Consider the following 8,374-nt stretch of genomic DNA (forward strand, 5'->3'; position numbering starts at 1 on the left):
CTTAACTATTGAATTCGATGAATTAAGAGTGTATAAGATAATAGAAATCATATAGATTTGTCAACATTCTCTCATGCCTGATATAATACATTTCATGAAGACAGCCCTTACCATAGCAGGCTCTGACCCAACAGGAGGGGCAGGATTGCAGGCAGATATCAGGGTTTTCAACTACTTCGGCGTTTACGGCCTTTCAGCAGTCTCTGCACTTACAGCACAGAACACATATGAGATGAATGCAATTTTGAAAGTTGACGGGAAATTCCTTGAGGAGCAGCTTAATACTCTCGTTAGTGACATTAGACCCGATGCCATTAAGACGGGAATGCTCTTTTCCATAGATGCTGTAAAGGCAGTGGCAAAAATTATAAAAGGCTACGAACTTGAGAATTTGATCATAGACCCTGTAACCATATCATCCACAGGCACGAGCCTGATGGAAAACGGCGTCCTCGATGCACTCAAGGAAGACCTATTCCCTCTCGCAAAAGTCATAACACCGAATATCTACGAGGCAACTGCCATTTCCGGCATAAACATAATGGATGAAAAGGATATGGAAATGGCTGCTATGGAATTAAAAAAATTGGGCACTGAAACAGTAATAATAACAGGCGGGCATTTCGAAGAAGTCAGAAGTCAGAAGTCAGAAGTCAGAAGCGATGGAGAAACATTAGATTTAATATATGACGGAGAAAAATTTCATCGTCTAAGGGGCAAAAAGATAAAAGGCGAATATCACGGGACAGGGTGTGCATTTTCTGCTGCAATAACTGCCTGCCTCGCAAAAGGCATATCTGTTATAGAGGCTACCAGAAAGGCGAAGAAGTTTGTGGATATTGCCATAAAGAATGCCTATAGCATCGGCAAGGGTATGAGGCTGCTTCATGTCTAAGATCAAAACAGTTTTTCAATGTCAGGCATGCGGATATGCGAGCCCAAAATGGCTCGGCAAATGCCCTGATTGCGGCGCATGGAACAGCTTTGCCGAAGAAAAGCAGAGTCCAAAGACCTTGAAATCCTTCGGAGCCTCCGAGCCTCAGCCATTAAGCAGGATAATTGGAGGCAAGGAAAAGAGAACCGCCGTCGGAATAAATGAATTCGACAGGGTATTGGGAGGAGGGCTTGTAAACGGTGCAATAATCCTCATAGGCGGCGATCCGGGCATCGGGAAATCCACGCTGCTGCTTCAGGCAGTAGCGGAAATAGCCAAGAGTCAAATATCAGATACTAAACTCCAAACACCGGACTCAGGACTCCGGACTGTTTTATATGTCTCTGGCGAGGAGTCTCCTGAGCAGATAAAATTACGTGCAGAGCGTCTTTCCATAGACTCTGACAATATTATGCTTCTGCCTGAAACACTGGTCGAAAATATCATCAGGACTGCCGAGGATTTAAGGCCGTCGGCAGTGGTTGTCGACTCCATACAAACCATTTATACAGAAGAACTCACATCAGCACCCGGCTCCGTTGGCCAGATCAGGGAGTCTGCAGCAAAGCTCATGTTCTTTGCAAAAAGATCGGAAATACCTGTATTCCTGATAGGCCATGTAACCAAGGAAGGTGCAATTGCAGGGCCGAGGGTATTGGAGCATTTAGTTGACACGGTCTTGTATTTCGAAGGAGACAGGGGGCATCCTTATCGAATATTAAGGACAATTAAAAACAGATTTGGTTCGACAAATGAGATCGGCGTCTTTGAGATGACGGATGAGGGACTCATAGAGATAACCAACCCATCTGAGTTGTTCATGTCAGAGAGGCCATTGGGTGTATCCGGCTCAACAGTGATTGCAACCATGGAAGGCACACGGCCTTTATTGGTCGAATTGCAGGCACTCGTCTCTCCAACAACCTTCGGTATGCCGAGAAGGACAAGCATGGGAGTTGATTTCAACAGGGTGAATCTATTGATAGCAGTCCTCGAAAAAAAGGCAGGAATACATCTTGGCGGAATGGATGTATTCATCAATATTGTGGGAGGCTTGAAAATACTCGAGCCTGCAGCAGATATAGGCATAATCTCGGCCATTGTATCGTCATTCAGGGAAGTGCCCATAGATGCAAAAACATTTCTCTTCGGCGAAGTTGGATTATCAGGTGAAGTGAGGGCTGTTGCGCAGGGAGATGCACGGCTCAAAGAGGCTGCAAAGATAGGCTTTAAAAAGGCGATAATCCCTAAAGGCAACGCAGAGAGACTAAAAGATAATTTTGGGCTGAATATCATAGGAGTCAAAGATGTGGAAGAGGTTATTGAGAATATCAGGATTTAAAAACACTGGAGTGTTGGAGTATTGGAGTGTTGGAGTATTTGCACATCGTATAAAATCATTACTCCATTACTCCATTACTCCATTACTCCTTCTACTTTTTACCGTCTCTTGCGCTCCGAAACATGTGGAATTGCCCTCTTATGAGGGAATTCCCGTTGAGAATGCCCTTTCAGAGCTTAAGAACATCAAATCCATAGAGGCGGTTTTATCAGTTGAGTATGAGAAAAACGACAGCACAATGAGCGGTGATGCATCATTGAATGTTTCAGAAGACAAACTCAATCTCAGGCTCTATTATCTTGGCTTTCTTGTAGGCGAAGTAAGCGAAGACAACGGCATTATCAAGAGCAAGCCGAAATTAGACAAAAACAAAAGCACAATACTCATCGATGGCCTTAAAAACAGCTTCTTCTGGTGGAATATAAAAGATTACACATTGCAGGAAAAAGAAGACGCATATGAATTAAAAAACTCTTACAGGAAATTACTCATCAGCAAAAAAACATTGCTGCCGGTACAGCAGACCATCGAGCTTAATGATGGAGAAGAGTTGAAGATCTTTTATGACGTACCAGCAAAAAGCAATAATGAAAGTACGGAAGAAATCAATCAGCAGAACCAGCCCTCGAATTCAAAGCCGGTCTGGTATAATTCGCGGCTAAAAATCGAGTTTAAGAATTATATTGTAAAGATAAAGGTAAAATCGTATTCGGTTGCGAGATAGTACCCTCACTTTTTCCTCTCCTCTATGATCTTTAATAACTCCTCATGGGAAACAGTTTTTACTCCAAGGGATCGGGCCTTCTGGAGTTTTGAGCCTGGCTCCTCTCCAACCACGAGATAATCCGTACTCCTCGAAACAGAGGATGATGTGTGACCCCCGAGGTTTTCTATCATGTCCTCAACCTCTTTCCTCGGTTTAGGCAGCGAACCTGTTATCACAAAAGTAAGGCCATCAAGGGGTCTTTTTTCCTTCTTCCTGCCTTTGAAATCAGGGTTTGTTATCTTGAGTCCAAGTGCCTTTAATCTCTCGATGGTTCTCAGATTCTCAGGGTCATTAAAAAAGTTTGCCACTGATTGGGCAATCTTTTCGCCCATCTGCCTTATCTCCATAATTCGCTCTGGTTTTATATTATAAAGGCCTTCAAGCCTTTCAAAGTTCTCAGATAGAAGCTTTGCAGCGTACTCTCCCACGTGCACTATGCCGAGGGCATAGAGGAATTTAGACAAGGTAGCGTGTTTGCTTTTTTCAATGGCATCGATGAGATTCTGGGCGGACTTTTCTGCAAATCTCGGAAGCTGAAGGAGGTCGTCCTTTTTCAGCTTGTATATATCTATGAAATGGCCTATAAGCCCTTTTGAATAAAGCAATTCCACATTCTTCTCGCCAAGCCCTTCGATATCCATTGCAGCCCTGCTTGCAAAATGTCTTATCCTTTCCTGAACTTGTGCAGGGCAATCCAGACCAATGCACCTTACAGCTACTTCTCCTTCTTCTCTCATTACTCTTGAGCCGCAGACAGGACATTTCTCGGGAATGGGAAATGTTTTTTCCTTGCCTGTCCTCTTTTCCTTTATCACAGTTATAACATGTGGTATCACTTCCCCTGCCCTTTCAACCACCACAAAATCTCCCACCTTTATATCCTTCCTCTCGATCTCATCCCAGTTATGCAGTGTGGAACGGGAAACAGTAACGCCGCCAATCCTCACAGGCTCAAGCATTGCAACAGGTGTTATCACGCCAGTCCTGCCTACACTGGGCAGTATTTCCCTTATCCTTGTGGTCCCCTGATGGGCAGGGAATTTATAGGCAATAGCCCAGCGAGGCTCCCTCGTTTTAATGCCTAAAAGACGCTGCAAACTAAAATCATTCACCTTGACAACAGCGCCGTCTGTCTCAAAAGGGAATGTCCTTCGTTTCTCCTCTATCTCTTTTGCAACATCTATAACGCTGTCAACTCCCTTTACCTGCCTCATAATGGCAGGGATAGGGAATCGTGCCTTTTCAAGCCACTTTATGAGTTCACTTTGTTTTTTAAATTCCATGCCCTTCATTGCCCCTATCCCATAACAGACGAGATGCAATTTCCGCGATGAGGTTATAGATGAATCGAGCTGTCTCACCGAGCCTGCTGCAGCATTTCTCGGATTGGCAAAGAGCGGTTCGCCTTTCTGTTCTCTTTCCCTGTTCAGCTTCTCAAAATCCTCAATGTCCATATAGACCTCGCCGCGTATATCGATTTCTTCAGGAATACTTACCCCTTCTATCTTTAAAGGCGCTGATTTTATGGTCTTGATATTCGGAGTAACATCCTCTCCTTCATAACCATCACCTCTTGTGGATGCCTTATAAAGGAGTCCATCCCTGTATGTAAGCTCAATGGCGAGGCCGTCATATTTTGGCTCAACTGTGTATTCAATCTCTTCTTGAGTCCCGCTCAGCCTCTTCGCCCTTTTATCAAATTCCTTCAGTTCATCGTAAGAAAAGGCATTGTCGAGTGAGAGCATTGGCTCCTTATGCCTCACCTTCTCAAATTTATCGAGGGGTGGAGCGCCTACTCTATGTGTCGGCGAGTCAGGGAGGATATAACCGTACTTTTCTTCGAGCCCCTTCAGTTTAAAATAAAGCCTGTCGTACTCTTCATCGGAGATGACAGGTGAGTCAAGGACATAATAGCGATAACAATGATAGTTAAGCTCCTTTACAAGCCTTTCTATCTCTCTTTTTATATCTTCAGATATCTTTCCTGTCATCGCCAATCATCTCAACAAGAAACATCAATGTCTGCAAGGCTGCCTCTTCCTTGTTCGCCTCCCTGTCTCCTGTCAGCCTGAGTTCCCTTGAAAATGTCTGCCCTTCCCTGCTTACTGCTATATAAATGAGTCCTCTTTCTTTGCCTTCAAGCGCATCTGGCCCAAGATTACCTGTGGCTGAAATGGAATAATCTGTCCGTGTCAGTATCCTTACCTTTTCAGCCATCTCCCTTGCTGTCTCCTCACTCACCACTCCATAATTGGATATGGTCCCGGAAGAAACACCGAGGATACTCTTTTTTGACTCAATGGAGTAGGTCACTATTCCAGCATCAAAAAATGCACTTGAGCCGGGAAGGGCTGTCAGAAAATGGCTGATAAGTCCGCCCGTGCAGGACTCGGCAACAGAGATGGTTAGTTTTTTCTTTGTAAGGAGTTCGTGTACCTTTTGAATAACTTCTGTGATTTCGTCGTTTGTCATGTTTTTAAAAATATCACAAAAACAGGATAAAATGTAATTCGCTATGCCGAAAAAATACCTGGGACAGAACTTCCTTTTTGACCCCTCGATTTTACACAGAATTGTTGAGGCTGCCGATATTACGCATAATGATACTGTTGTCGAAATCGGGCCGGGACTTGGAACACTTACCAAAATACTTGCAGGGGTCGCAAAAAAGGTTATAGCTATTGAATTGGATTTAGAGCTTTACACTAAACTGAAAGAAGAAATTGAAAAAATAAAATCCTCTCACCCATTCACCCATTTACCCATTTACCCATTTAACATAGAACTTATCCACGGAGATGCACTCAAATACCCTTATGAAGAACTTGAGCCATTCAAGGTGGTGGCAAATATTCCTTATTACATAACCACACCTATAATATTCAGACTCATCGAGACACGAAAAAATCTTAAATCCATGACCCTTACAATCCAAAAGGAAGTGGCGCAAAGGATTGTTAGAAAGCCCAACACAAAAGATTATGGTGTTCTTTCCATTGCTGTTCAGTATTATGGCAAACCAGAATTGAAATTCATTATTCCCAAAGGTGCATTTAGACCCGTGCCAAAGGTCGATTCTGCTGTAATACATATAGAGATATATGAAAAACCAAAAGTAATAGTTGCGGATGAAAAGTTATTCTTCAGAATAGTGAAAACAGCATTTGCACAGCGAAGAAAAACACTATCAAATTCGTTGAAACCAATCTCAAAAGATATTAAGGAAATCCTGATTAATGCAGGAATAGAGCCTATCAGAAGGGCAGAGACATTGAGCATCGAAGAATTTGCGAGGCTCTCCGATCTGGTTAAAAATGCGGGATAGCGAAGGCTATCCCGCATGAATTCTTACTTCCCTGTTTTACTGATGCTTACACTTTTTGTGACCTTCTGCCAGAGGAAGGAGTTTTCTTCGTCCTTCACACCGAACGGCAGATACCAGAGTTCTATATCAATGGTCATATCGTGGGCAAGAATCTTCCTTACACTCTTGTCGCCTTCTTTTACATCCTCAAACGGAAAGTTGATTTCGAACTTTTCTGTTACGGTCTTATGTGGAGGCAAGCCTGACTCGCGGATCATACCGCTCTTTTCGTATGGGCCTCTGCCCATTCTGTCGCCACGGCCAAGCTGCTGAGGTACAGGCATATATATCTTTGACTTCTTGAAAACTTCTTTTCCATCAGGTGTCTTTGCGGTCACTTCCAGGACCAGCCTGTTCGGGGTTGGTCAGCCGTCCGGAATTGTGTGACCGGTCTTGTTGGTCATTTCAACCTTAACAAATGCCTGTGGCACTATCTTTGCACCGTCCCTCCAGTAATGTCCATAGGCTTCAACATCGAACTTCACAGCAGCCTTGCCCATGCCGGGGTCTCTGTAGCTCTGCATATTGTGTCCCAAACCGCTCTTTCTCATGTGGCAGTCCTGACACTTCTCTGTGCCTCCTTCTGCCTGATATGCCCAGAGATAGCTTCCATAGAGCGTTCCGCACTGGGATGGATTTTCAAGTTCGAAGTTAGGGCCAAGTCCATGGCACTGTCCACATAAAATGGACTCGCCCATTATAGGGCTCTTCTTCATCTTTGGATTGGCAGTGTCTGCATGAACGCCATCCTTTGAGCCGTAAACAACGCCCTTTTCAGGGAATCCGTCAACCCATTTATGAATGATTGCATTCCGGTTATGGCATACCATGCAGTTGATGCTCAGCTTCTTGAGTGTTGATTCTGCCTTTTCATCTCCAGCAGAATATGCGTATACTGCCTTTACGATTTCTTGAGCAACGCTGTCTTCAGCATCCTGAAGCTGAGGCAAGTGACACTTTGCACATATCATCAAGTGTTTCACTTTCACATCTTCGGGCTTTTTAACTCCCGAATAATCCCAGCCTTTTAATCCAACTTCGATTGTGGTCTTAATTGTTGCAGCAGTCCTTCCTGTTCCGAAAATTGAGCGGGAATGGGTGGATTTTTCCCAATCCTGATAAATCTTCTCATGGCAGGTCTTGCAGCTCGATGAATCATACATCGCAGCGAGTTCGTCTATCGTCTTTGCCTTCTTCATCCCCTCATGATGAGCTGCGAATACCGTCATCGGCAATACAATAAAAAGTAAGACTGATATAAATCTCAATAATCGCATAAATCCCCTCCTGCTAATGAATTTTAGAATGAAGTGCTATCCCCTTATTGCATATTCCCTATAGACATCACCCCTCTATGCTTCTAAAATTAAAACTTCTGGGACAGATTTTACTTATAAATATAAGATATTGTCAAATTAAAAGTTTAGGCCTGAAAAATAGGGGGATATAGTATTGGAGCGACTTCGGCAGCCTAGGCGTACCAAGGATGGTTAAGCGGGCTGTCGTAGCTTCGGAGACAGGCTGGATGCCTGTCGAGAATGAAGCGGAAATACTATATCCCCTAATATGCAAAGAATGAATGTGCTTATAAATAGGACGGTTTATTTTAGCTTGATTATAAAACGGGTTAGATCCATATCGGTTATTTCTTCATAAACAACCGGGAGCTTTTCGAGTGCTATGGCAGCCTTAATGAGGTGCTTATTATCCGTCTCTATTACTACGGTAAGAATATCTCCTGGCTTAAGCTTGGAAACCTCTTCTACCATAATAGTTATCGCGCTGTTCTGACAGAGACCGCCTCCGGTAAGATTGACAACCCTTTCCTGCTTTGTCTCTGCGTTAATAACAACTGGGCCAAAAATAATTAAACCAGCTATCAACAAACCAATCAAACGGAACATCAATAACACTGCCAGATAGGTATAGACATATTAACCAGTTTATAGAGGCTATAGAAACAAAGGG

General features: G+C 43.6%; 8 protein-coding genes. 4 read left to right on the forward strand and 4 right to left on the reverse strand.

Annotated elements, in window-relative coordinates:
• Positions 1-73: 73 nt before the first annotated feature.
• From thiD to V7L97_RS02450, 3 genes are read left to right on the forward strand one after another with little or no spacing between them, the layout of a single operon-like run.
• On the forward strand, positions 74-895 hold the full coding sequence (gene thiD, locus V7L97_RS02440; protein WP_333653140.1) for a bifunctional hydroxymethylpyrimidine kinase/phosphomethylpyrimidine kinase: 822 nt from the start codon (positions 74-76) through the stop codon (positions 893-895).
• On the forward strand, positions 888-2,276 hold the full coding sequence (gene radA / locus V7L97_RS02445) for a DNA repair protein RadA (protein ID WP_333653142.1): 1,389 nt from the start codon (positions 888-890) through the stop codon (positions 2,274-2,276). The genes thiD and radA overlap by 8 nt, the downstream gene beginning before the upstream one ends.
• A complete protein-coding gene (locus V7L97_RS02450; protein WP_333653143.1) occupies positions 2,242-3,000 on the forward strand; it encodes a hypothetical protein in 759 nt (252 codons plus the stop codon). Before radA ends, V7L97_RS02450 begins: the two co-directional genes overlap by 35 nt.
• Positions 3,001-3,005: 5 nt before the next feature.
• Here the strand turns inward: V7L97_RS02450 and ligA are convergent, their stop codons facing one another.
• Together ligA and V7L97_RS02460 are read right to left on the reverse strand one after the other, a co-directional pair.
• Complete coding sequence (gene ligA / locus V7L97_RS02455) at positions 3,006-5,033, reverse strand: NAD-dependent DNA ligase LigA (RefSeq protein WP_333653144.1); 2,028 nt, start codon at positions 5,031-5,033, stop codon at positions 3,006-3,008.
• A complete protein-coding gene (locus V7L97_RS02460) occupies positions 5,014-5,514 on the reverse strand; it encodes a CinA family protein (RefSeq protein ID WP_333653145.1) in 501 nt (166 codons plus the stop codon). The genes ligA and V7L97_RS02460 overlap by 20 nt, the downstream gene beginning before the upstream one ends.
• A gap of 43 nt (positions 5,515-5,557) precedes the next feature.
• On the opposite strand from V7L97_RS02460, the gene rsmA reads away from it, so the two are divergent.
• On the forward strand, positions 5,558-6,367 hold the full coding sequence (gene rsmA, locus V7L97_RS02465) for a 16S rRNA (adenine(1518)-N(6)/adenine(1519)-N(6))-dimethyltransferase RsmA (RefSeq protein ID WP_333653146.1): 810 nt from the start codon (positions 5,558-5,560) through the stop codon (positions 6,365-6,367).
• A 23-nt stretch (positions 6,368-6,390) separates the two neighbouring features.
• On the opposite strand, the gene extKL is transcribed toward rsmA, so the two are convergent.
• Complete coding sequence (gene extKL, locus V7L97_RS02470; protein ID WP_333653147.1) at positions 6,391-7,683, reverse strand: multiheme c-type cytochrome (seleno)protein ExtKL; 1,293 nt, start codon at positions 7,681-7,683, stop codon at positions 6,391-6,393.
• A 324-nt stretch (positions 7,684-8,007) separates the two neighbouring features.
• Complete coding sequence (locus V7L97_RS02475; protein ID WP_333653148.1) at positions 8,008-8,310, reverse strand: hypothetical protein; 303 nt, start codon at positions 8,308-8,310, stop codon at positions 8,008-8,010.
• Positions 8,311-8,374: the final 64 nt, after the last annotated feature.

It is taken from the genome of Dissulfurispira sp., assembly GCF_036745535.1.
Lineage (GTDB): Bacteria > Nitrospirota > Thermodesulfovibrionia > Thermodesulfovibrionales > Dissulfurispiraceae > Dissulfurispira.